The following is a 22,653-nucleotide window of genomic DNA, read 5'->3' as shown; positions in this document are numbered from 1 at the left end:
AATTTCTCTACAAATCAAGTTTTCTGAATTACTCTCTGCCACAAAAGCGAATTTCCGCTTCTGCTGTCACTTTCTTACACTACTTATTCATGTATTAGTGGTTTTCCTGATAGGTGCAAGATGTGAGATAGGCAATATCAATATCATCATGCTCGCGCGTTATAAGATTTAATTTTGCATCTATAGCCCAACCACCTTGCAGCCATAAAGGCAGACCAACCTTGTCCGCTTCTGAGAATAGCTGATATATCAGATCAATATGGTGACAGTTCATTTCAATAGGTCAATCCAATGTAGACGAACATCCACAACAGAGAAACTCTCAACCATCCAGTCATCGTGAGTAGTAAATACAAGGGCTTCATCAGTTTGAATGAGTTTGTTTCAGGAACATTATTTGACTGCAACATCATGTTTTTTTGTGAATTGGTATGACAATTTTGTAGAATTGACACGAACCAACTAGCCTTGAATAAATGTCAGTAAATCGAGATTGAAACGATCCTTATGGGTAATGAACAAACCGTGTGCTGCACCTTCATAAAATTTGAGTTGACTATTCGGTATTAACTGCGCGGTCTTATATCCAGAAACTTCGATGGGTACGTACTTATCGCGATCGCCATGAATAATCAACGTCGGTACGGTGACGTTACGCAGATCAGCTCGAAAATCGGTTTCCGAAAGCGCACGAATCATGTCAATTGAAGCTTTTGGGGAAGCTTGAAGTGCCAGTCCTACTGCCCATTGCATCATTTCAGACGAAACAGAATTCGGCAGGTCTACACCGAAAAATGTGGGTGCAACGGTAGCAAGATAGTGCGGACGATCTTTGTTCACCTCGGCAATCATGTTATCGTAAAAGCTCTTGTCTATTCCATCTGGATTATCTGCCGTCTTCAAGAGGAAAGGAGTGGTCGCAGCAACGAACACAACGCGATCAATGCGATCGTCACCGTGACGCGACAGATAGCGAGCGATTTCGCCACCTCCCATCGAGTGAGCAATTAATGTCACCTTGTGTAAGTCAAGCTGTTCGATTAGTGCTGCCAGATCGTCAGCAAGTCTATCAAAATCGTAGCCTCCTCCAGGCTGGCTAGAGCGTCCACAACCACGCCTGTCGTAAGCGATGCAGCGCAGATTTCGGTTGACCAATTCGGTCATCTGATACTCCCAAATATCGGCATTAAGTGCCCAACCATGAATAAAGATAACGGGCTTACCTGTACCCCAGTCTTTGTAGAATAAACGAGTGCCATCATCGCATCGCAGGTTAAATAAACTAGGTAAAACTGTTTTTGCCGATCGATCAATTGACTGAATCATGTTTCTTCCCTGTGAGTACGTATGTCACGATCGTGTCAAAGGGAGATAATAAAAACAATTACTTCTAAGGTAATCAAATCCATTGTCTCAAGCTATTCCTACTATGCAACGACGTTCAATGGTTTCTAATTCCAGCGAAGCTCACTCGTTTGGAACACTTCTCAAACAATGGCGCGCTCAACGAGGGTTCAGTCAGCTCGATTTAGCTTTAGAAAGTGAAGTATCGCAGAGGCATATCAGTTTTCTTGAATCGGGTCGAGCTAAACCCAGTCGGGAGATGGTTCTAGAATTAGCGACTGTTTTAGAAATTCCCTTAAGGCAGCAAAATCTAATGTTGACGGTGGCGGGATTTGCTCCCATTCACACAGAAACTGATCTATCCGCTCCCGAAATGACCTCAATTCGCAAAGCACTCGATTTCTTGCTGGTACAGCAAGAACCATTACCTGCGATCGTGGTTGATCGCTACTGGAATTTACTACTGACCAACAATGGAGCCAATCGACTCCTCACTACTTTTATTAACCCAAGCAGATTACAAACCCTTTTCTGCATTGACGGAAAAATCAATTTGATGCGGGTGGTATTTCATTCACAGGGGCTACGTCCATTTATCGCCAACTGGCAAGAATTTGCAGGACATTTACTTGGGCGGATGCATCGAGAGGCAAACTCAGTCGGCGAGAGCGAACAGTCCACTTTGCTGTTCGACGAACTGATGAGTTATCCTGGTGTCTCTGAGATTTGGCACACCTCAAACCGAGCCGCACAGAATACTTTGCTCCTCACCATTCACCTCAAACAAAACGATCTCAGTTGGCAATTTTTCTCGACGATCGCAACGTTGGGTACTCCCTACGACATCACCCTTCAGGAACTACGAATTGAGTGTTTATTTCCAGCAGATGAGGCAACCGAGCAAAACTGGAAACACTCTTAAATTCCTTGCGCCTGACCGCTTGACCAACTAGATGCGATCGCCCTTTAACTTCTCTCACATTCCCACAGATTTAAACTGCCGCTGCGTGACTGATTCATGCAAGCTGCTCAAAAGAAGTCGTCTTCACTCTATTGAATCTCTTGCGCGTGAACACACTTTACTTCTGATAACCTCTGTTGCCTCATTTGAGAAAATTGGCATTAGATTCATCCCTGCCATATATTAATGACCTATAATCCTTGTCAAACACAGCTTTTTCTCTATCAAAAGCTTTCCTGCTTTGCAGAGAGCCACTCATACTCAGGAGTAGAGGAATTCTAAGGCTTTGTACATAAATTCGGAAATTAGAAACTCATGAACCGGACTCGATCTCAGACAGTGTTTCAAATTTAAAACCTAGAATTCAAAATTGTGTAACGCAGTTTACAGTAAGGGCAGGGGGATAAAAAGATGCAGCGATCGCGTTCAGTTCGAGAAGGTTCTGTAGGGTTGTTATTACTCCTAGGAGTAGGTTTATTTATTGGATTGGTTTTGTGGCTACGAGGAGTTACCCTCGGTAGACGCAGCTACAGTGCAATAATTGAGTTTGCAAATGTTGGTGGGATGCAAGAAGGCGCAGTTGTGCGCTATCGTGGCGTCAGCGTTGGTAACATTTCTGCGATTCGTCCTGGTCCTAATGGTGTCGAAGTCAGTGTAGAAATTACTCCAGCTAACTTGATTATTCCACGTGATGTCCAAATTGCTGCTAATCAATCAGGTTTGATTAGTGAAGTCAGCGTTGATATTACACCACAAAAAACACTGCCAACCGGCGCAGTTAGTGCGTTACCCCTCGATCCCAATTGCGATCGCACGTTAATTGTTTGTCATGGTGCTCGTTTACAAGGTGAAATTGGTATTAGTCTCGATCAACTGATCTCTGCTACTACCCGCTTTACAACGGCTTACAGCGATCCTAATTTCGTTAATACTGTTAACGAAGCAACCAAAAATGCTTCAGAAGCAGCAGCAGGAGTTGCACAACTGACACGCGAACTTTCTAGCTTGACACGCGCAACACAACAACAAATTGGCAGTTTATCAGCCACAGCCAACTCGGTACAACGAGCAGCAGATGAAATCACAGCTTCCACAACAAGAACTGCTGCACAGTTTGGTGCAACTGCCGACCAAATTCGCTTAACGACAACTCAAGTAAATCGCCTCGTTACTAATCTTGATGATTTAGTTACAACTAACCGCACAACACTGGTGAGAGTTTTAGAAAATATTGACCAAAGTAGCGAACAACTACGTCTTACTGTTGGTGCGCTTTCACCTACCGTTGATCGCTTCACGCAAGGAGAACTCATTCAAAATTTGGAAACATTATCAGCGAATGCAGCACAAGCATCCGCAAATTTACGTGATATCTCTGATGCTCTGAATACTCCTACCAATGTTCTCGTACTCCAACAAACTTTAGATTCTGCTAGAGTAACGTTTCAGAATGCACAGAAAATTACTTCTGATTTAGATGAACTAACAGGAGATCCAGCATTTCGTGAGAATGTGCGGCGGCTTATTAACGGGTTGAGTGGTTTGGTGTCTTCTAGCGATCAACTACAACAGCAAATCGAAGTCGCCCAAACTTTAGACTCTGTATCCAACACTGTGAAAAACGCAAACCTCAAAAATCCCGATCCGACAAAAAATGAAACTGTTCGGGTTGATCGTTCAACTGTGACAGCTTTACAAAGGCTTGAGGATTTATTAGATCGATCGCCTGATGCTGCAACAACAGCAGGTACACAAGCTTTACCTAATCCACAGAATTTTGATTCGCTCGAAAGTTCGCTTGACTTGTCAATAGAGTAGTCTAATGATGCCCACCTACTTAACTCCAGTCTTCTGTCTCGCTTTTATTGCCACGACTAACGTACACTGACTGAGTGGCATGAAGCTGACGAGTCTTTTCAAAAAGTTCTACTTCGGTTAGATTCCATCTTTGCATAACTTGATCCAAATCAGCTTGGAGATCTCGCGCCCCAGGAAAACCGTTATAACGAATGCGCATTCGTGAAAGTTCCGCTAAATTCAAATCACTTGGCGCCGCAGTCAGTAAAGAACTAATCAGGGCACGGTCTTGGTTATAGAGCGGATGCTGTTGATCTTTATTTTTTGATTCTGTCATAACTGCTACTGAGTCACTAGAGGAGAGTATGTGCTGTCATCTAGTCATTTCACTTACCCTTTTCAGATTTTTTTCTTATAAAGTTTTTATTTTTTTCTAGTTTAATAATCTTTAGTAGTAACTTTGCCTAAGTCAATTTACTTAATTTAACTGGAAATCCTAATAATAAAGCTGAAAAATAAATTATAACTAACCACGAGCATTTCACTAGCCTTATCTTCTGACTCGAAATTTTATCTTTATCTGGAAGCAAAAATTGCACAAACCTAAACGATATCGAGGGACAGTCCTCACACATACAGGACTACAGAAGCTATACGCTCAAATTGAGCAGCTTACTACTGAAGATGGCGAAAAGATAACGCCGCGCCGAATTGCCGAAAAAACGCAACTCATCGAACCTCAAGGATTAAATGCTGCTACCGTGCGCAAAATCTTGCAAGCGCAAATTGGTGTAGATCAAGAATCGCTTCGTTTAGTTTTTCAAGCCCTGAATTTAACACTAGAGCCTTTAGACTTTAGCCTTTTTCATCACCATCAGGCTACACCTGTTGCCATCAAGCACCAACAGATTTTGGATGGCACAGGAGTATTTTTGTCTAATTCGATTGATCGCGATCGCTGCAGAGACGTGCGACAAGTAAGATCCAAAATTGATGTACCTCAGTATCCAGGTAGTCCACTTCCTTTGGACTCTAAATTCTATATTGAGCGTTTAGCTATCCAAACTCAAGCTTATGCAGAACTGCGCCAGCCTGGAAGTTTAATCTGGATTAAAGCCCCCCACAAAATGGGTAAAAGTTCTCTATTATTACGGATTCTGCATCAAGCTAAGCAACTCGGTTATCATACAGTACACCTTGATTTTCAACAAGCCGATCAAAGTATTCTGTCAAATTTAGACAGGTTGTTGCGTTGGATGTGTAAAACTATCAGTTTGCAGTTGCAAACTGAATGCTGTTTTGAGCGTTACTGGGACTGCGAACTTGGTTGTAAAGTTAGTTTTATTATTTACTTGCATCATCTTTTAGAGCAAATTAATCAGCCGTTGGTTTTGTCTTTGAACGAAATTAATTGCTTATTTGAATATCCTGATGTTTATCGCGAGTTCTTACCTTTGCTGCGATCGCTAAATGAAGAGGCTAGGTACGATCAAGTTTTACAAAACTTGCGGTTGGTTCTAGTATCCTCAACAGATACTTGTGTATCTCTCAATTTCCACCACCAGTTACGATTGAATACAGGACTTACACTTCGTCTTTCTGAATTTAGTCTTGAGGAAGTGCAAAGGCTGGCTTTATCCTATCAATTGCCTTGGGAAAATTCCTCTCTCGTTGAACAACTTATGGATTGGGTGGGGGGACATCCCTTTCTTATCCAACTTGCTTTTTATCACCTTGCGACTTCTATTCCTTCAGCGTCAACAGATGAGGTTTTCACTTACCAAGTACAACAATTGCTAAGAGAAGCAACAACACTAGCAGGAACTTATCAGAATCATTTACGATATATTTGGCTAGCTCTTCAAGCAGACAGTTCATTACTATTAACTATCGAGCAATTGATAAACTCTCAAGAGGCAATTGTTGTTGATTCTAGCGTTGCCTACAAGCTAGAAAGTTTAGGAATTGTAAGATTGGAAGGTGATTGTGCAACACTGCGTTGCCGTTTATACTACAACTTCTTTAAAAAGAAGAATTTAAGTCTCAAAAGCGTTGATTATTGTACGTACTGACTAAAAGCTGAGCAGTATTTTTCTTTTAGAATATTAAATTTTTTTCTTATAAATGCCTTATAACTTGCTTATCTTTCCGATTTAATCTGAAGCAAACTAAAGACATGTCAAACTTGAGTTAAGTAAGTTAATTGAATAAAATGTAAAGTTAGTTTCGGCTAGGCATCTTGCCTAGTCCATACTATATCTTATGTTTATTTTGATTAATTTACCTAGCTAAAAGAATATTCAACCTATACGAATGGTGCAATTTTTAACACTGCATTAGACAGACTTCTTAACTTTCCTATAGTAAATGCTGCCATTCTTATATTGCCTTCTTTGGTCGATTAAAGGAGTTCTACTAAATGAATCTGACAAAACGTTGTATTGCTGAATTTATAGGCACTTTTTGGCTTGTACTAGGCGGTTGTGGTAGTGCAGTACTTTCTGCAGCTTACACGGCTGATAGTTCTACAATTGGTGTCAACACAGCTTTTCCACTAGGAATTGGCTTTGTGGGAGTATCGCTTGCATTTGGTTTGACTGTATTGACGATGGCGTATGCGATCGGTCATATTTCAGGTTGTCATCTCAATCCAGCGGTTTCGTTTGGATTGTGGGCAAGTAAGCGCTTTCCTGGCTCTGAATTACTGCCATACATTATTGCGCAGGTATTTGGAGCGATTGTCGGAGCAGGAGTTGTTTATTTAATTGCTACTGGTAACTCAAACTTTACACTTACAGGTTCTAATCCACTAGCAACAAATGGATTCGGCGTGCATTCGCCAGGTGGCTATAATCTATGGGCAGCTTTTATCACCGAAGTTGTGATGACTTTCATGTTTTTAATGATTATCTTGGGTGCAACTGATAACCGCGCCCCTAAAGCACTCGCACCTATAGCAATTGGTTTTGGCTTGACACTCATTCACCTGATTAGCATTCCAGTGACTAATACCTCAGTTAACCCCGCACGCAGCTTAGGGCCAGCTATCTTTGCTGGTCGAGCGCTTCTTGGTCAAGCATGGTTATTCTGGGTTGCTCCTATTTTGGGAGCGTTACTTGCTGGCTGGCTTTATCTGACTGTTTTTAGTGAATCAGTTGTAGAAGAATCACCACGGGTTAGAGAACCTGTTTAGTTGTTGAGTCAGTAAGTTAGATTTTTTCTACAATTAGTTAACCAGAATTTACAGTACAAGCGGCGAAGTGATTCATCTCTGCCGTTTTTGCTTCTAATCAGTTCAGCATCGCGATAGATTTGGCTCTACTACTTGAGGAAAACTCTCAAAATTTCTGCGTACCCAATCTATTCCTACTTCATTGTTAAGCTTAATATGCTGTGCTGTGTTGGTATAAAGCTTTTCTAAAATGTCAGCATCCTGCCTGACAACGATTTCAGCCAATGGTAGAAATTTCTTCTTGATGAGATACGCCAAAGGATGATGAATTTTTGCAAACATGAGAACGTAAGTGCGAGTCACGCTTGAGGCTTCGGGAACAAATACGTGACACTCTCTGATACTTGCAATTGGACTTTCTACGTGAACAATGACTAAACAAGGGAAACAGTTTTCCAAGTGAACTTGAAGGACTTTTGGCAACACCAGAAGTGTAGGCTTTTTGAGAAGATCGCGCAGTTTAGGTTGAGTCCGAGGCATATCAAAGTAAGCGTGAGAGTGATGTCCGTTGTCAAGAAACTGCTTAAACTGTACTTCTTCGATCTCAAATAATGGGCGATGTGTACCGTTTTGATGATTGTAATCGTGCATATTGAGCAGCATACTGAGGAGGTTTGTTTTAACACTAAACTCTCCTGTATAGCCAATTAATTCAAATTCACCTGCTATCTGATTCAGGACAATTGGAATAGGAATTTTTGGCTCTTGTCCACCGTATGTCCAAATAAAGTTTTCTTGAATAATTAACTCTAGTGGCTGCAGCAAAGGTTTTGTTGGCTTGTTAGCACCTGGTAAAACTGTACAGCCTGTACTATCGAACTCTAACGCATGAAACGGACAAGCTACTGTACCACTACCATCAGATTTGGCAATACACCATCCTTCTGACAGCATTGCTCCCATATGCGGACAGGCATTTGGTAAACAACTTACTGTACCTAAACTATCTTGCCAGAGAACATAATCGTTGCCATAGAGCGAAACCTTCATTGGCTGATTTGGCTTAAGCATGGAGCGATGTGCTAATAGCCAGGGTGCGCCTTGCAGCATGGTCATATATAGCTTATTACTAATTAATTTTTTAATTAGTTTATAACTAAAGACATAACTGAGTCAATTGGGATATTCTCAACAACAAACTACTCTCTTGCTATCATAAACAAGCAAATTACGGATGTGATGCTGTGGCGCAGTCACCTAGAACTAAGCGTGTTACTAAATCTGTTCGTCAGATACGGGATGCTGAAGTAACACAGCAACAAATTCTTGATGCAGCAGAAGTTGAGTTTGCTAAGCATGGTTTACACGGTGCGCGATTGAGTGCGATCGCAACTCGTGCCAAGATTACAACTGCAATGATTCACTACTACTTTGATAACAAAGAGGGATTGTATAAAGCAGTTTTGCAGCGTCCGATTGATGAAGTTCACTCGATGGTGAATCAACTGGAACTCGATTATTTGCCACCAAAAGATGCCCTCAAACAAGTCATTCGTACTGCGATCGCCTATGAAGCTAAGAATCTGCACCGCCAAATGTTGTGGTTTCAAGAAGCAAGTCAAAATCAGGGTTTGTATTTCAAGCAAGCTAACGTATCGAGTTTGCACAAGTATTTACTTAATATTCTCGAACGTGGCATGGTAGAAGGGTGTTTTCGGACACTCGATCCCTTTCTAGCACTGACTCATATCTTAAGTGTTTGTATTTTCTACTTCACAGTGCAAGAAAACTGGAAGCACTTGACTCCAGAGGTCGATCGCCTGAGTTCAGAAATGGTAGAACAGCATACTCAAGCAGCAATTGAGTTTATTTTGGCAGCAGTGAGAAAAACGCCATAAATTGACGATTGCATAGCTGCAATTTCAATCACCATCATAAGATGAATATGTATGCTTAAGCGTTGACATCAATGCCTACTAAAAAAGATAAAGAGACTCCCCTTACTCAAGAAGCACTGATTAAAGAAGTTTGTCGTCGGATTCGTGTAGCGAGGAGTTATTGGGATGCACACAACAATGCAGCTTGTCGTCACGAACGCGATCGCGCTTTGCAACTCTACAACACTCTAACACCAGAGCAAAAAGACCAAATTCCCCAAGTATTAAGAGTTTGGCTGCGTTACCGCAGTGAAAAATATTTTGGCGCACATAGAACTCCTCCACAAAGTAAGTCAAAGCAGAGTCAGAAAAAGTGAAGCTTGAGGCGATCGCTAGTCAATATCAACATATCAAGAATGCTAGGTGAATGAATTCGCAGCTAAACAAATAAGGTCTACCTCTGTGGACTTACTTTTAAAAGTCTTATTGTCGTGCACGAAGGTACACTTAGTTTGAATAGCCCCGACTTCAGTCGGAGGGCATCTATAATTCATGCAGGAGGACTTTTATCAATTATGTAATTGTACAGCTGACGATTATCCAACTTTGAAATATCTTTGAATAACTATTATTTATATAGTTCTGCTTTGCGCCTTTATGAATAGCCTGATTAAGCAAATAAGTAGTTATTTTATTTTCTTAACTTTATTATTTACGACAAATCCAGTAATTGCTAAAACTGCAATTGATATAGACTATGATACTACTTCCTTCAAAAATGAAAAGTTAAGCTTAGACAAGCTAGAAGTTACTGTTAGCTATAACAAAAAAGAAGAATTTGATGAAATTGATAATTTACACTATCAAATTTCATACAATGGTGTTTCTCAATTAAGCTCTAGTGTTTTTACTCAATTTACTGGTGGTGTTTTTCTGAAAGATTTAGATGGTAATGGAACACCTGAGGTCATCGTTAGAACATTTAGTGGTGGCGCTCATTGTTGTACTAATTATATCATTTACACACAACAAAATAATCAACTCGTTAAGTCAGAAACAGGTTTTCTCGATAGTCGTGGAGGAAGCTTTCAAGATTTAAATAGAGATGGAAATTTTGAATTTGTGAGTGTAGATAATTCTTTTCTTTATGCCTTCAGTTCTTATGCTGGCTCTTTTCCGCCATCTCAAATTTATACGTTTACAAATGGCAAATTTGAAGATGTTACTCGTAGCTATACTCAGCACCTCAGGTCTCATGCTTGGGAAATGTATCAAGCATTTCTACAAAGTAAAAAAGAACAGTATGAAGTCAATGGAATTTTAGCTGGATATGTAGCACAAAAGTTACTTCTAGGAGAATACGAACAAGGCTGGAAATTTATGCTTGCTAACTACGATCGCACTTCTGATTGGGGCTTGACGATTTATCAAGAAGATCGAGAGATTGGTAAGTATCCTAATTTTCCAACGGCTTTAAAAGCATTTTTGACGCAACAGGGTTATTTAGATAAGAACGGTCAACCCCAGTAAAATCAAGCATTACCTGAAATTGCTACATCTATATCACAAACAAGTCATAGTATAATTACTCAGAGTTTGTCCGCACAAAGCAAACTCGTGTTGTAGGTTGTGGCTACGAACTTCTGTCTGACAGATAAAATAGTCAATAAATCTTGCGATGAAGCTGACTCATGACGCCGCCCTCAGAATTAGATAGTGCAACTATGCCCGATCCAACGACTGACTTGGAACAGGAAACCCAGCCTGAGATAGACAAGCAGGATTTGGCAGACTACGATAATGAGTTGCCTGATGAAGTAGAGATGTCGCTGTTCGATCACTTAGAGGAATTACGACAGCGGATTTTTTATTCGTTAATTGCTGTAGTGTTGGGTGTGATTGGCTGCTTTATAGCTGTTAAGCCGATTGTGCAGTTGCTTGAAGTTCCAGCGCAAGGAGTGAAGTTTCTGCAGCTAGCGCCAGGAGAATACTTTTTTGTCTCTATCAAAGTAGCGGGATATAGTGGGTTACTCTTAGCTAGCCCATTTGTGCTTTATCAGGTTATTCAGTTTGTCTTACCAGGGTTAACACGTCGCGAACGCCGCTTAGTTGCACCAATTGTTTTAGGTTCAACAGTGTTGTTTGCTGCTGGATTAGTTTTTGCTTACATAGCACTCATTCCTGCTGCATTGAAGTTTTTTATTAACTATGGTGCTGATGTTGTAGAACAATTGTGGTCGATTGACCGCTACTTTGAGTTCGTGCTGCTACTATTGTTTAGCACTGGTTTGGCTTTCCAAATTCCTGTGATTCAACTGTTGCTTGGGGCATTAGGCATTGTTTCTTCTCAACAGATGCTGTCAGGTTGGCGCTACGTTATTTTAGGTGGAGTCATCTTAGGCGCAGTATTAACACCCTCAACTGATCCTCTGACACAAAGCTTATTGGCTGGCGCAGTATTAGGGCTTTACTTTGGTGGCATTGGTGCTGTTAAGTTAATTGGAAAATGACAGAAATTACGTACAGCGATTTTGAGAAAGTAGAAATTCGCGTTGGTAAGGTGTTAGAAGTTGCAGATTTTCCAGAAGCTAAAAAACCAGCTTATAAACTGTGGATCGATTTTGGCGCGTTAGGAGTTAAGAAATCTAGCGCTCAAATCACAAAATATTGTCACGAAGAATTAATAGGTAAACAAGTTTTAGCTGTCACCAATTTTCCTGCGCGTCAAGTTGCAAATTTTATGTCAGAAGTGTTAGTTTTGGGCGTTGTCTTAGACGATGGGCAAGTTGTACTCATTCAGCCCGATCGCAATGTTCCTCTTGGTGACAGAGTTTTATAATTTCTTCCCTCGCCTGCCGCAGGCAAGATGCCTACATAAGCTTTTCGCCTACGGACTTTATATAGTAACAGTCAATATAGTTGGGACGTTATAGAGGAAACCAGAATCATTGCTTCAACTAAATTTTACTTGACCTCCGACCTCTTCTACAGTAGCCATTCCGAAGCACGTTCGCCCAGGTCTAAATCTAGAGGAATACTCACGGCTTTACCTAATCGAGGACGTTCGCGAGTTTGGGCAATAAATTGTTGGACTTGCTGCGTTCCACCTAAAGCATGAAGATAATTGGCGATCGCGTCCATATGCTCCTGATATTCTGCTTCAGTGAGAGGAAAAGACGCTTGTTCTAAGTACTTCCACATCACCTGCAAAAAAACTTTGCCCTGAACACGTCGTAGTTGGACGTCGTACGATCGCCCCCACTTATTCAACAATAGCTGGCGTAACTCTTTGCCTGTCATTTTGTTGCCAATGACCTTTTACATTTCGTTATAAAGTAAAGCTGCGTAACTCAGTTATGATACCAATATAAAGAAATGTAATGAGCCTCTGAAAAAAGCTGGAAAAACTCTTAAAAGAGGGACTTGAAAGTTGTAGTAAGTCGTGGTAGACCGACTTCAACAGAGGATAAGTGAGGTTCTGGGAGCAAATCTCAGCGTTGTTAACAAAGATACAAGCAAAGCGCAGAAATTATGGCTCAAATGTCTAAATCCATGGACGTACCCGATATGGGGCGTCGTCAATTCATGAACTTGCTCACCTTTGGTACGATCACCGGAACAGCTTTAGGAGCATTGTATCCGGTCGTGAAGTTCTTTATTCCGCCTAGCAGTGGTGGTGCTGGTGGTGGTGTAAAAGCAAAAGACGCGCTAGGTAACGATATTAGCGTCAGTAACTTCTTAGAAACGCACAATCCAGGCGATCGCGTACTCGCCCAAGGACTTAAAGGCGATCCGACTTACATAGTCGTTGAAAGTAAAGAAGCAATTGGCGATTATGGAATGAACGCGGTGTGCACCCACCTCGGTTGTGTTGTTCCTTGGAATGCAGCGGAAAACAAGTTTAAGTGCCCTTGTCATGGCTCGCAGTACGATGAAACTGGCAAAGTTGTCCGCGGTCCAGCACCACTATCGTTAGCACTCGTGCATGTCAAGCCAGAAGACGATAAAATTTCCATCACGCCTTGGACTGAAACAGATTTTCGTACTGGTGAATCGCCTTGGTGGACTTAAAAAAGTGCCGCGTTCTAGTGACTAGCCACTAAATACTAGCCACTGATCCATACATTTGCACCTTCGTCACAAATTAAGTGTTTGGTTACTGATGAAAAAAGTGTTATCAACAAAAGCGATTGTGAATACGCTAGTTATCGCGATCGCTACTGTCACCTTCCTGCTAGCAAGCGATCTGGTGCTTCCCCAGTCAGCTGCTGCTTATCCTTTTTGGGCACAGCAAACCTATCCTGAAACTCCTCGCGAACCTACAGGGAGAATTGTTTGTGCTAACTGTCACCTAGCTGCTAAAACCACAGAAGTAGAAATACCGCAATCTGTACTTCCCGACACTGTATTTGAAGCAGTTGTGAAAATTCCCTACGATACAAACACTCAGCAGGTACTCAGCGACGGTTCTCTGGGTGGCTTAAATGTAGGCGCAGTATTGATGTTACCGGAAGGCTTTAAGATTGCCCCTCCTGAACGCATTTCGGAGGAGATGAAAGAAAAAGTCGGCGATCTATACTTCCAGCCTTACAGCGAAGATAAAGACAATATTGTCATTGTTGGACCTTTACCAGGCGAGCAGTATCAAGAAATCGTCTTTCCAGTATTATCACCTGATCCAAGATCAGACAAAAATATTCACTTTGGCAAATATCCTGTTCATGTAGGTGGTAATCGCGGACGAGGTCAAGTTTATCCGACAGGCGAGAAAAGTAATAACTCGGTCTACAATGCCTCGGCAGCAGGGACAATTGCTAAAATTGCTCAAAGCACTGATGAAAACGGAACAACACAGTACCAAGTCACCATTAATGCTGATTCAGGTGAAACAGTAGTTGAGACAATTCCTCTAGGACCAAAACTGATTGTCTTTGAAGGACAAACAGTAGCAGCTGGCGATGCTTTGACTGATAACCCGAACGTGGGTGGCTTTGGTCAAGACGACGGTGAAATTGTGCTCCAAAGTGCCGCAAGAATTCAATGGTTGATGGCATTTTTAGCCGCAATTATGCTATGTCAAGTACTATTAGTACTGAAGAAAAAGCAAGTTGAGAAAGTCCAAGCAGCAGAAATGAATTTCTAAACTTGAGTTTAATTGAATTCTCCTTTGAGGACGGGTTTTGCCTGTCCTTTTTGTTTATTTCAGTAGTTTGAACTATAGCAGGAGTCAGAAGTTAGGACTAAAAGCTAGTTGAGGTATTGGCTCTAAGCTTCTAGAATGTCCTAAACTTTATTTCCATTACTCTAATTCTTAGACTTCTATAAACGGGTAGGAAGAGTTTTTAGTCTGTATATCAGAAGTCTTTTGTACCCATAAAACTTGATCGAAAAAAACACACAATGTTTGTCAGTAGGACGCTAACTTGAGATCGTTCAACTTTAATTTGGTTACAAACAAGTAGCTTCAGAAATAGGGACAAATTTATTGTTAGCTGCCATCTCGTGAAATGACATAACAAAATTTCTTAATGTAAAAAATCAGATGCGATCGCAAGTTTCGATAATTTTTTCTATATTTCAAGTGTGCTTAATGATAACTGCTCAATGTTTTGGGGAACTATAGTCTTGTGAAGGTATCTAAGTAGTTAACAAATGAAATACACACTATGGGGCAGGCAAGATACCTACCCCTACTCGACTTACTTGATAGCTAAAGTTTACATTGCGATCACAGCAGTTTATTAACAATGTTAAAAGTAGCGATTGGTCATAGTAGCGATCCTGATTCGCTAGAAGCTGTCAAGGAAGTTATACAACAGTGTCAGAGTACTCTAGCAGACCAGACACCACAAGCAGGACTTTTATTTGCTGCAATCGACTTCGATCATCATTTAATTCTGCAACAGATTAATGAAGCCTTTCCTAAGATTGAATTGATTGGAGGAACAACAGATGGTGAAATTTCCTCAGTTTTAGAATTTCAGCAAGACTCGCTGACACTGATGCTTTTTTGTGCAGACGATATAGAATTTCGAGCATCTATTGGGCGCAATGTGTCTCAAAACCCAGAGGCGATCGCTCGACAAGCAGTTGAAACGGCAAAACACCGCCTCACTTTACCTATTCAATTGTGTATTACTGTGCCAGAGAGTTTAACTACCTCCACAGTTTCGATTTTGCAAGGGCTAAAAGCAGCTTTAGGAACAATCCCGATCTTTGGTGGCGCTGCTGCAGATCAATGGCAATACAAACGTACTTATCAATTCTTCAACACAGAGGTTTTGAGTGACGCAGTTCCTGTACTTCTTGTTGCCGGAAAACTATTCTTTTCCTATGGTGTGGCGGGTGGGTGGCGTCCTATTGGCAAACGCAGTCTCATTACGAAAGTCAACAAAAATATTATTTATGAAATTGATGGTAAGCCCGCTCTAGATTTCTATCACTATTATTTAAACAATTCAGCGCCTGATGCTGTTTACCCACTTGCTGTGTTTCCACCTGGTCAAGAGCAATTTTTTTTAAGAGGATCAGTAGGTCACGATTTAGAACGAGGTAGCATTACTGTTTCAGGAGATATCCCTGAGCATTCGGTTGTGCAGATTACAGATGCTTCTATTGATGATGTTGTTATGGCTTCACAAACGGCTTCTACAGAAGCATGGGCAAAATATCCTGGTCAAGCACCAGACGCCGCAATATTTTTCTCGTGTGCTTGGCGACGGCACATTTTAGGTACACGGGCAAATGAAGAATACCAAGCGATCGCTCACTCCTCAAAACAAGTCATAACAGGGTGCGGTTTTTACACTTATGGAGAGATTGCACCACTGAGCGACACAGGACAAACTTTTTTCCACAATACGACATTTGTCACTTTATTGATTGGCAGCCAATGATAGCTTATGTCTCCAAAATTTGAGCTTGAGATTAAACAACTAAATAAAGAAATCCGCATTCTTAAAAAGAAGTTAGAACGTTCGGAAGTCGATCGCGCTAGGTTAGAAGCAACGAATCGTAGCAAGGAATTTCTGCTCAAACGTGTCATTTGCGACTTGCAAGAATATCAAAGTATTCTCGAAAAAAAGAGTAGTGATTTAGAACAAGCATTTAATGAACTGACGAAGATGAAAGATAAGCTAGTCGAAACTGAGAAAATGGCTGCTTTAGGTAGTTTGGTTGCAGGTGTTGCCCATGAAATTAGTACTCCAGTCGGAACTAGCGTCACCCTTGCCTCAACTTTAATGGATGAAACGCGATCGCTTATGATGACAGTCAAGACAGGACAACTCAAGCGTTCGACATTAAATAATTACTTAGATATTGCCAAAGAAAGTACTAACTTAATTTTAAATAACCTCAATCGTGCGGGTGAATTGGTGCAAAGCTTCAAACAAGTTGCTGTCGATCAATCAAGCCTAGAGCAACGCACGTTTTCTGTTAAGCATTACCTTGAGGAAGTAGCGATCAGTCTTTCTCCTCAATTTAGAAAAGACTTACACACCGTAACAATTGAAGGCAACGATGCGATCGCGATTCACAGCTATCCTGGTGCATTAGCTCAAGTAGTGACTAATTTAATGACAAATTCACTGATTCATGGCTACTCACAACAAGCAAAAGGTCATTTGCGTTTTGATGTGACAAAATATAACGACCAAATCGTGATTCAGTACCGCGACGACGGCTGTGGTATCCCTACACAAATCTTAGAAAAAATCTTTGAACCCTTTTTTACAACTGCCAGAGAGAAAGGAGGATCAGGATTAGGATTGCATATTACTTACAACCTAGTTACTCAAAAATTACAAGGCAGGATTGCTGTTCAAAGCGAGGTGGGGAAGGGCACGCTATTTACAATTGAACTTCCTACTTCAGTGACTTGAGCCTTCAACTTAACAATAGTAGCCATTGATGTTTCCTACCAACCCTAAATTGCAGAATCAATCTCAACAAGATGTCATTTTCTTGCAGGATGATGAGATCTGCTTTGGCGATGAAACTGGGACAGCGGCGCAGACGCCAATTCCAAATAGTTGGAATGTCATCATTGTAGACGACGAACCTGATGTGCATCGAGCAACGCAACTGGCACTCAATAACGTTCAGTTTGAGAACAGAAAACTCGCATTTTTGTCTGCGTACTCAGGTAAAGAGGCGAAAGAATTACTAGCGATCGCTCACTCTGATGCTGCGCTAATCTTGCTAGATGTAGTGATGGAAACGAACGATGCTGGATTGCAAGTTGTTCAGTATATTCGCGAAGAACTCAAAAATCAGCATGTCCGTATTATTTTGCGCACAGGACATCCTGGCGAAGCTCCTGAAGAATCTGTTATTTTAAATTACGATATCAATGACTATAAACTCAAAATAGAACTCACTCGTCAAAAACTATTAACAACAGTAATTGCAGCACTGCGTTCTTACCGAGACATCAACACAATTCAACAACAGCAACTTGAACTCGCCCACACTCTGGATCGCTTAGAGCAAGTTAAACTCCAGTTAGAAGAGTATACATACACCCTTGAGATGAAGGTTGCCCAACGAACAGCCGCCTTAGAAGAAGCAAATCGCGAACTACTCCGACTAGCAATTGTAGATAACTTAACACTCGTTGCCAACCGCCGTCGCTTTGATGAGTATTGGCAGCAACAGTGGCAGTTTTTGGCACACCAACAGCAATCTTTAGCGCTGATTTTAATTGATGTCGATCACTTCAAGCCTTATAACGATTACTATGGACATCAAGCAGGCGATGAATGTTTGTGGAAAATTGCTCAAGCAATTAGTTCTGTCTTAAACCGCCCCACAGACTTAGTTGCTCGATATGGAGGTGAAGAGTTTGCCGTCACATTGCCTTACACTTCAATCAAAGGAGCTAAAAAAGTTGCAGAAGCAATCGTAACTGAAATTTACAGCCTCAATATTCCCCACAACCAATCATTAGTGAGCGATCGCGTCACCTTAAGTCTAGGAATTACCTGCACCGTACCACAACTTGATACTTCATGGAAGACTGCAATTGCATTTGCAGATAAAGCGCTATATCAGGCGAAGCGGGAAGGACGCAATCGATACAGTGTTTATACGCCTTAGCACTGCTGATAGCGCATTCCAGGTAATTGAGACACTAGCCCGACAAGTTCTAGTTGTAGAAGTGCGCTCGAAACTTGACTCGCCGAGAAACCAGTTTGTTGTACAATCAAGTCGAATGGCATAGATTCAGCAGCGATTGCTCTAAAGACTGTCTCCAACTCTGGTGCTAATTCTGGTAGTTGTGTTGCTGGAGGTAGTGCCTGATCAATTTGTGGCATTGAGCCTAGCATTTCTAGTAAAGAATCTTCGCCTAAAATAACTCCAGCGCCTTTATGTAATAATTCCAAGCAGCCAAGCGATCGCGGATTATCTAAAGAACCTGGTAATGCGTAAACATCGCGACAAAATTCATTTGCATAATGTGCAGTAATTAATGCACCTGAACGTGTCGGTGCTTCTAGAACTAATACTGCACGAGTCAGACCTGCGATAATCCGATTACGACGAGGAAAGTGAGCGCGATCTGGTGGTGTCTTAGCAGGATACTCGCTCACAACTAACCCTTGATAGAGAATTTGCTGATAAAGATCGCGATTTCGGGATGGATACACAACATCAACACCAGTCCCCAATACCGCAATTGTTCTGCCTCCAGCTGCTAAGCAGCTGTGATGTGCTTCGGTATCAATTCCATCTGCTAAACCGGAAACAACTGTAAACCCATTTCTTGCTAAAGCAGTACTCAGTTTGCGCGTCCACCGCTTGCCATATTCTGAAGGATTGCGCGTACCGACAATACTAATCAGGGATTTTTGCCCAAAATTTTCCTGAAGCTCGACATTACCACGATAGTACAATATTGGTGGTGGACTAGGAATTTCTAACAATAATTGAGGGTAATCGGTATCAACAGGTGTCCAGAAATTGATGTTTTGTTGTTGGTGTTCGAGTAAAAGCTGTTCTGGGTGAAGATGCGATCGCCCTGCACTGACTGCTGCAATTGTCTGAACTCCAAAACCTTCAACTTGCTGTAACTCGTGTTCTTTCGCATCCCATGCTGTCGCTAAAGTTCCAAAATGCTGTTGCAATCGTTGCAACAAAACTGGACCAACTCCACTAATTTGTGACCAAGCAAGCCAGTAAGCACGTTCAGCTAACAATCTTTATTCCTCAAGGATAGAAGCTTAAAATAAATTAGGTTCAAAATTCCTACTCTCTATCTTTTCCTAGCCTCTATTTCCTTGTCACTATTCTTTTGTTTTCTTCATACTGTTTTTAAACATTGTGGGTTAATATCTGCGATCGCTTCATAAAGTACGGTATATTTTTAAGCCTTTACCAATCTGTACAAAGTTATGAATTCAATCCCATATATTTATCTACAGGGCTAACTCAAAACTCAGAACTTTTAAAACGCTGTTGTTTTAAATAAACAAAAACTGATTTATCTCCAATATCTGGAGGGATAGGTTGCATTATCTTACGCAAGGCAAATACAACAAACAGTGTTGCCCATCCTGCTAGCATTATTTGTTCCAACTGCACAGGCAAAACTTGTAATATATGACCCAATAATAAAATGGGTACTAATGGCGTTAAAATTTTTGTTTCTAAACGATCAAAACAAAAGGCTTCTTTAAAGTAAATGCCCGTCAAAGCAGCGAAAACGAAACCAACACCAAATAAACTCGTCGGATAATTGTAGATTGTGAGTGCCAAAGGTTCAACACTAGAAACTGCAAAAAACACAGCAGATAACGTGCCAATTGCCCAAAAAAATTGGAGTAATCGATGCAGTGCTGCTAAATAAATATGAATTGTAAACAGGCTTACGCCTAATGCTATGCAAAAACAAGCAAATAAAGGAGTTAAAATTTGTAAATTCACTGCGTTGTGATTCAGTAATACTAAAGCACTACCAAGTGCAAAACTCAATGCAGCTACCATTAACCCTGTGCGATAGACAATAACACCAGTGCGATCGCCCTCATTAATTGTGAATTCACCAAATTGACCTTGGTAAACGATTGATTCAGATACATGTTGAGTCATATGTCGTCGACCGTGATGTGTTCAATTCCACCCTAACTCAAAACAAGACTTGAACAGGATCTAAATAATCCAAGTGTAGCTGCGATCGCGCACTACCACCATTAACTGCAATTTCAATCCAACCATGACTACCAATAAGAGCGATCGCACTTCCCTGCGGTTGTTCGCTATACGTCCTACCTCCTGGTATTTCTACTCCTCCGGCGATAACAGCCCACTGTTTACCAACAATCTCATCGCCAGGAATATTAGTAATTGAATTACCAAAACCATCAATATATTGAATACAACCCTGAATACTTGTGTCCATAACAGTGGAGTTTGGTATTTCCAACTTTACCAATGATGCAACGTCAATGACGCCTCCCAAGTCATCAAGCGAAACTCCACTAGCAAGATGCGCTGCAACAGGTGCAAAGATATCTCTACCATGAAACGTTGCACTACTTCGGACAACTCGCCAGTAATCCGAGTTAGTTAACTCTACCGCGCTTAAGGCTGGAGTTTGACTTAATACACCACTAAATATTCCGTTATCAGGTCCAACTAAAAACCCTGTGGCAAATTCTACTGCGATCGCTCGTCTCGTACTACCCACACCAGGATCGACAACACCAAGATGAACAGTTCCACTAGGGAAGTAAGTATAAGCATTCATTAAGCAAAATCTTGCTGCTGCAATATTTTGAGGAGGAATTTGATGTGTAAGATCAATGACATTTATATGAGGGTTGATTTGAGTTATTATTCCCTTCATTACACCCACATATATATCAGTTAATCCAAAGTCAGTCAGCAATGTCAACATACACAGTATTTCTATTCGAGTTACGAGCATTCACTCCAGATTGCTAATTGTTCGCGAATATTAGCTAACAGCTATTTTTTTATGCTGGTGTTAAAGTTACGAATCACTTAGGAACAATATAGCAATTTCAAGCATCTTATGAAAATTCTTTTCACCTTTTTATTGAGCATTTCCTATAGCTCATTTTTCAAAAAATCTTTCTATTTAAAGAGTATTATATTTTTATAAGATTTACTTGCAATCAATTCTCAGTTTGCGAAACACGTTTTGAACTTTGCTGTCGTGACTTCATAAAACTGCGTTGTCGTAAAATAATTCCCAGGTTCAATTGTTTGGTAATCCAATATAAAATAGTAATTATAATAAAAGTGATTGCAATAATAATAAGTGGACGTTTACCTAATAAATCTTCTATTAGACTAGTAGCCACGACATCTAATTGCGTAACTAAGTCCCAGCTATTAAATCTCTGAAATCGACCTAAATACACTCCTACAGCACACAAAGCATGAGTAATTAATTCAGCACTAGTAATCCATCGAGTTTTTCCTATGCGATGTAGGTAGGAACCTAAGTTGATTAAAGATATAACATATGCTTCAAATCCTAGTGACATAAATAACAAGTACAAGGGGAATAGAATTAAAGTAATTAGCCATATAGAATCAACTCTACGAATATATGTAACTAAATGAATAATATCTGTTAAAACATAAGGTGCGTTTGGTAGAAAAGCAAAAAAGACAAGAAACCCTAACCACCAAGATAGAGAACGATTTAAACTTTTACGTCGAAATAAAAAAACGCTTAATCCTAATGGAGTAAAAGCCAAAAATAAATTCCAACTCATCCAACGACTATGAGCCTGTAATATGTATAGAAGGCTATTTAAAAACATTTCTACCATTACTATTTCCTTAAATAAAGTTCCTCTGTTTATTTGTTAAGGACTAGATTACTAGTAAGCGATATTTCTGTTTTAGCTCAGAAATATAGATATTGCCCAATTTGTGTTTGGTATGAAATCAACTAAAGGATTGGTAATTCTACACAAAACATTGTTTACTTTCAGCAAACTTATGGTAGATACTTTTGTTTAAATATCTGTGTTAAGTTTTTATCTTGCAGTCATAGTCAATTAGTAAATCAGGACACCAAAAAACTTAAGGGACATCATAAATGATGTCCCTCGCATTACGTTATATAAGCTATCACTTAGTGTTTAGCTAGTAGCTAATTCCTGGTTTAGTTAAAGTAATTGATTTCTGCTTCTAATTGTCGGATAAGCTTTTCATCACCTTGAGATTTTGCAACTTCTAATCTGTGCTGCAAGCTTCTTTGGATATTGATGCGGTGGGCTTCCGCTGCTTGTTTTGCGGCTTGTTGCTTTCTGTTCATAATCATTGTTCTCTGTAATTTGCAATTTATGTCCTGATATTCTAACAAAGACAGAATTCAGTAACAACTGCTACAGAATAAATTTATATTTCTTTTAATTAATCTGTCTTAAGAGGTACATTCAAGCTAATACTGTCATAAAAAAAATGGGGCTTTCGAGTGAATACCCCACAATACGCTAAAGATTATGAAAAATTCTGCGCAA

24 protein-coding genes are annotated in these 22,653 nt (G+C 40.5%); 14 read left to right on the top strand and 10 right to left on the bottom strand.

What is annotated here, in order from left to right; genetic code table 11:
- Window positions 1–94 precede the first annotated feature (94 nt).
- Both IQ230_RS27965 and IQ230_RS19185 read right to left on the bottom strand, forming a co-directional pair.
- Window positions 95–274 (bottom strand): nucleotidyltransferase domain-containing protein, encoded by a 180-nt coding sequence (locus IQ230_RS27965; protein ID WP_193933858.1) that lies wholly within the window; start codon window positions 272–274, stop codon window positions 95–97.
- 188 nt (window positions 275–462) lie between these two features.
- Window positions 463–1,326: an alpha/beta fold hydrolase gene (locus tag IQ230_RS19185; protein WP_193933857.1), complete on the bottom strand. Its 864-nt coding sequence runs from the start codon at window positions 1,324–1,326 to the stop codon at window positions 463–465.
- Between the two features lie 82 nt (window positions 1,327–1,408).
- Here IQ230_RS19185 and IQ230_RS19180 point away from each other — a divergent pair, with 82 nt between their 5' ends.
- Window positions 1,409–2,266: a helix-turn-helix domain-containing protein gene (locus IQ230_RS19180; protein ID WP_228055140.1), complete on the top strand. Its 858-nt coding sequence runs from the start codon at window positions 1,409–1,411 to the stop codon at window positions 2,264–2,266.
- Window positions 2,267–2,716: 450 nt separating this feature from the next.
- A complete protein-coding gene (locus tag IQ230_RS19175; RefSeq protein ID WP_193933856.1) occupies window positions 2,717–4,123 on the top strand; it encodes an MlaD family protein in 1,407 nt (468 codons plus the stop codon).
- Between the two features lie 19 nt (window positions 4,124–4,142).
- Here the strand turns inward: IQ230_RS19175 and IQ230_RS19170 are convergent, their stop codons facing one another.
- The gene (locus tag IQ230_RS19170; protein ID WP_193933855.1) at window positions 4,143–4,439 is read right to left on the bottom strand and encodes a DUF3288 family protein; all 297 of its coding nucleotides are present in this window, start codon (window positions 4,437–4,439) and stop codon (window positions 4,143–4,145) included.
- Window positions 4,440–4,695: 256 nt separating this feature from the next.
- Here IQ230_RS19170 and IQ230_RS19165 point away from each other — a divergent pair, with 256 nt between their 5' ends.
- Window positions 4,696–6,174, top strand: coding sequence for an AAA-like domain-containing protein (locus IQ230_RS19165; RefSeq protein WP_193933854.1), 1,479 nt, complete (start codon window positions 4,696–4,698; stop codon window positions 6,172–6,174).
- Between the two features lie 347 nt (window positions 6,175–6,521).
- Window positions 6,522–7,295, top strand: coding sequence for an aquaporin Z (gene aqpZ / locus IQ230_RS19160; protein WP_193933853.1), 774 nt, complete (start codon window positions 6,522–6,524; stop codon window positions 7,293–7,295).
- A 102-nt stretch (window positions 7,296–7,397) separates the two neighbouring features.
- Here the strand turns inward: aqpZ and IQ230_RS19155 are convergent, their stop codons facing one another.
- Window positions 7,398–8,390 (bottom strand): Rieske 2Fe-2S domain-containing protein, encoded by a 993-nt coding sequence (locus tag IQ230_RS19155; protein ID WP_228055139.1) that lies wholly within the window; start codon window positions 8,388–8,390, stop codon window positions 7,398–7,400.
- 128 nt (window positions 8,391–8,518) lie between these two features.
- On the opposite strand from IQ230_RS19155, the gene IQ230_RS27745 reads away from it, so the two are divergent.
- The 5 genes from IQ230_RS27745 to IQ230_RS19130 all read left to right on the top strand — a co-directional run bounded on the left by IQ230_RS27745 (window position 8,519) and on the right by IQ230_RS19130 (window position 11,990).
- Window positions 8,519–9,172 carry a TetR/AcrR family transcriptional regulator gene (locus IQ230_RS27745; protein WP_193933852.1) on the top strand — a complete coding sequence of 218 codons (654 nt, stop codon included), beginning with the start codon at window positions 8,519–8,521 and terminating at the stop codon, window positions 9,170–9,172.
- 71 nt (window positions 9,173–9,243) lie between these two features.
- Window positions 9,244–9,528 carry a Precorrin-3B methylase gene (locus tag IQ230_RS19145; protein WP_193933851.1) on the top strand — a complete coding sequence of 95 codons (285 nt, stop codon included), beginning with the start codon at window positions 9,244–9,246 and terminating at the stop codon, window positions 9,526–9,528.
- Between the two features lie 280 nt (window positions 9,529–9,808).
- Window positions 9,809–10,681 (top strand): hypothetical protein, encoded by an 873-nt coding sequence (locus IQ230_RS19140; RefSeq protein WP_193933850.1) that lies wholly within the window; start codon window positions 9,809–9,811, stop codon window positions 10,679–10,681.
- A gap of 161 nt (window positions 10,682–10,842) precedes the next feature.
- A complete protein-coding gene (tatC, locus tag IQ230_RS19135) occupies window positions 10,843–11,661 on the top strand; it encodes a twin-arginine translocase subunit TatC (protein ID WP_193933849.1) in 819 nt (272 codons plus the stop codon).
- Window positions 11,658–11,990, top strand: a complete 333-nt coding sequence (locus IQ230_RS19130; protein ID WP_193933848.1) for a tRNA-binding protein — start codon at window positions 11,658–11,660, stop codon at window positions 11,988–11,990. Before tatC ends, IQ230_RS19130 begins: the two co-directional genes overlap by 4 nt.
- Before the next feature lie 146 nt (window positions 11,991–12,136).
- Here the strand turns inward: IQ230_RS19130 and IQ230_RS19125 are convergent, their stop codons facing one another.
- Complete coding sequence (locus tag IQ230_RS19125; protein ID WP_193933847.1) at window positions 12,137–12,451, bottom strand: DUF3067 family protein; 315 nt, start codon at window positions 12,449–12,451, stop codon at window positions 12,137–12,139.
- A 231-nt stretch (window positions 12,452–12,682) separates the two neighbouring features.
- Between IQ230_RS19125 and petC the strand changes: the two genes are divergently transcribed.
- From petC to IQ230_RS19100, 5 genes are all read left to right on the top strand, one after another.
- The gene (gene petC / locus IQ230_RS19120) at window positions 12,683–13,222 is read left to right on the top strand and encodes a cytochrome b6-f complex iron-sulfur subunit (RefSeq protein ID WP_193933846.1); all 540 of its coding nucleotides are present in this window, start codon (window positions 12,683–12,685) and stop codon (window positions 13,220–13,222) included.
- Window positions 13,223–13,313: 91 nt separating this feature from the next.
- Complete coding sequence (gene petA, locus IQ230_RS19115; RefSeq protein ID WP_193933845.1) at window positions 13,314–14,294, top strand: cytochrome f; 981 nt, start codon at window positions 13,314–13,316, stop codon at window positions 14,292–14,294.
- A gap of 604 nt (window positions 14,295–14,898) precedes the next feature.
- Window positions 14,899–16,047 (top strand): FIST signal transduction protein, encoded by a 1,149-nt coding sequence (locus IQ230_RS19110; protein ID WP_193933844.1) that lies wholly within the window; start codon window positions 14,899–14,901, stop codon window positions 16,045–16,047.
- Window positions 16,048–16,053: 6 nt separating this feature from the next.
- The gene (locus IQ230_RS19105; protein WP_193933843.1) at window positions 16,054–17,034 is read left to right on the top strand and encodes a sensor histidine kinase; all 981 of its coding nucleotides are present in this window, start codon (window positions 16,054–16,056) and stop codon (window positions 17,032–17,034) included.
- 28 nt (window positions 17,035–17,062) lie between these two features.
- Entirely contained in the window at window positions 17,063–18,250 is a 1,188-nt protein-coding gene (locus IQ230_RS19100; RefSeq protein WP_193933842.1) for a diguanylate cyclase domain-containing protein, read from the top strand.
- Here the strand turns inward: IQ230_RS19100 and dprA are convergent.
- From dprA to pirA, 5 genes are all read right to left on the bottom strand, one after another.
- Window positions 18,247–19,350, bottom strand: coding sequence for a DNA-processing protein DprA (gene dprA, locus IQ230_RS19095; RefSeq protein ID WP_193933841.1), 1,104 nt, complete (start codon window positions 19,348–19,350; stop codon window positions 18,247–18,249). The genes IQ230_RS19100 and dprA overlap by 4 nt on opposite strands.
- A gap of 232 nt (window positions 19,351–19,582) precedes the next feature.
- Window positions 19,583–20,242, bottom strand: coding sequence for a DUF2301 domain-containing membrane protein (locus IQ230_RS19090; protein WP_193933840.1), 660 nt, complete (start codon window positions 20,240–20,242; stop codon window positions 19,583–19,585).
- Window positions 20,243–20,279: 37 nt separating this feature from the next.
- The gene (locus IQ230_RS19085) at window positions 20,280–21,050 is read right to left on the bottom strand and encodes an SAM hydrolase/SAM-dependent halogenase family protein (protein WP_228055138.1); all 771 of its coding nucleotides are present in this window, start codon (window positions 21,048–21,050) and stop codon (window positions 20,280–20,282) included.
- A gap of 241 nt (window positions 21,051–21,291) precedes the next feature.
- Window positions 21,292–21,957, bottom strand: coding sequence for a DUF1361 domain-containing protein (locus tag IQ230_RS19080; RefSeq protein ID WP_193933838.1), 666 nt, complete (start codon window positions 21,955–21,957; stop codon window positions 21,292–21,294).
- Between the two features lie 338 nt (window positions 21,958–22,295).
- On the bottom strand, window positions 22,296–22,448 hold the full coding sequence (pirA, locus tag IQ230_RS19075) for an arginine synthesis PII-interacting regulator PirA (protein WP_193933837.1): 153 nt from the start codon (window positions 22,446–22,448) through the stop codon (window positions 22,296–22,298).
- Window positions 22,449–22,653 lie beyond the last annotated feature (205 nt).

This window comes from Gloeocapsopsis crepidinum LEGE 06123 (genome assembly GCF_015207655.1).
GTDB lineage: Bacteria > Cyanobacteriota > Cyanobacteriia > Cyanobacteriales > Chroococcidiopsidaceae > Gloeocapsopsis > Gloeocapsopsis crepidinum.
This window is presented reverse-complemented; position numbering and strand designations above follow the sequence as displayed.

Bases quoted from the DNA above. Each gene is read 5' to 3' on its own strand.
- petC (WP_193933846.1), top strand. From the start codon at position 12,683: ATGGCTCAAATGTCTAAATCCATGGACGTACCCGATATGGGGCGTCGT.
- IQ230_RS19080 (WP_193933838.1), bottom strand. From the start codon at position 21,957: ATGGTAGAAATGTTTTTAAATAGCCTTCTATACATATTACAGGCTCAT.
- IQ230_RS27965 (WP_193933858.1), bottom strand. From the start codon at position 274: ATGAACTGTCACCATATTGATCTGATATATCAGCTATTCTCAGAAGCG.
- IQ230_RS19140 (WP_193933850.1), top strand. From the start codon at position 9,809: ATGAATAGCCTGATTAAGCAAATAAGTAGTTATTTTATTTTCTTAACT.
- IQ230_RS19175 (WP_193933856.1), top strand. From the start codon at position 2,717: ATGCAGCGATCGCGTTCAGTTCGAGAAGGTTCTGTAGGGTTGTTATTA.
- IQ230_RS19155 (WP_228055139.1), bottom strand. From the start codon at position 8,390: ATGACCATGCTGCAAGGCGCACCCTGGCTATTAGCACATCGCTCCATG.
- IQ230_RS19130 (WP_193933848.1), top strand. From the start codon at position 11,658: ATGACAGAAATTACGTACAGCGATTTTGAGAAAGTAGAAATTCGCGTT.
- IQ230_RS19145 (WP_193933851.1), top strand. From the start codon at position 9,244: ATGCCTACTAAAAAAGATAAAGAGACTCCCCTTACTCAAGAAGCACTG.
- IQ230_RS19185 (WP_193933857.1), bottom strand. From the start codon at position 1,326: ATGATTCAGTCAATTGATCGATCGGCAAAAACAGTTTTACCTAGTTTA.
- petA (WP_193933845.1), top strand. From the start codon at position 13,314: ATGAAAAAAGTGTTATCAACAAAAGCGATTGTGAATACGCTAGTTATC.
- IQ230_RS19110 (WP_193933844.1), top strand. From the start codon at position 14,899: ATGTTAAAAGTAGCGATTGGTCATAGTAGCGATCCTGATTCGCTAGAA.
- aqpZ (WP_193933853.1), top strand. From the start codon at position 6,522: ATGAATCTGACAAAACGTTGTATTGCTGAATTTATAGGCACTTTTTGG.
- pirA (WP_193933837.1), bottom strand. From the start codon at position 22,448: ATGAACAGAAAGCAACAAGCCGCAAAACAAGCAGCGGAAGCCCACCGC.
- IQ230_RS19125 (WP_193933847.1), bottom strand. From the start codon at position 12,451: ATGACAGGCAAAGAGTTACGCCAGCTATTGTTGAATAAGTGGGGGCGA.
- IQ230_RS19085 (WP_228055138.1), bottom strand. From the start codon at position 21,050: ATGTTGACATTGCTGACTGACTTTGGATTAACTGATATATATGTGGGT.
- IQ230_RS19105 (WP_193933843.1), top strand. From the start codon at position 16,054: ATGTCTCCAAAATTTGAGCTTGAGATTAAACAACTAAATAAAGAAATC.
- IQ230_RS19090 (WP_193933840.1), bottom strand. From the start codon at position 20,242: ATGACTCAACATGTATCTGAATCAATCGTTTACCAAGGTCAATTTGGT.
- tatC (WP_193933849.1), top strand. From the start codon at position 10,843: ATGACGCCGCCCTCAGAATTAGATAGTGCAACTATGCCCGATCCAACG.
- IQ230_RS19170 (WP_193933855.1), bottom strand. From the start codon at position 4,439: ATGACAGAATCAAAAAATAAAGATCAACAGCATCCGCTCTATAACCAA.
- IQ230_RS19100 (WP_193933842.1), top strand. From the start codon at position 17,063: ATGTTTCCTACCAACCCTAAATTGCAGAATCAATCTCAACAAGATGTC.